Here is a 354-nt window from a genome sequence, read left to right as displayed (position 1 = left end):
ACCACCTGATCCCATCCCGAACTCAGTAGTGAAACGATGCATCGCCGATGGTAGTGTGGGGTTTCCCCATGTGAGAGTAGGTCATCGTCAAGATTAAATTCCAAAATCCCTGTCTGCTCACGCAGACGGGGATTTTGTTTTTGTATAAGTACAAGCTTTGTAAAAAGCTGTACTGCTGATTAGGTCAATTACCTGGTTAGCAAGTCGATTGAAAGTAGCAGGAAATAAGGTGTTGACAGCAGCGTGTAACGCTGTAGAATTCGCCTCCCGCTAACGAGAGATCGAAAGCGCAAGTGGTTGATGTTACAAAGGAAACTTTGAAAACATCTTAAAATAACCGCTTGACAGCAACAG

At 44.4% G+C, this 354-nt stretch carries 1 rRNA gene; it reads left to right on the top strand.

Features of this window, described 5'->3' with window-relative positions:
* Positions 1 to 93: ribosomal RNA gene (rrf, locus tag QMX84_RS26345) — 5S ribosomal RNA — on the top strand; the annotation flags it as partial.
* Between the last annotated feature and the right edge of the window lie 261 nt (positions 94 to 354).

This window comes from Pseudomonas sp. PS01297, from assembly GCF_029959305.1.
Lineage (GTDB): Bacteria > Pseudomonadota > Gammaproteobacteria > Pseudomonadales > Pseudomonadaceae > Aquipseudomonas > Aquipseudomonas helleri.
This window is presented reverse-complemented; position numbering and strand designations above follow the sequence as displayed.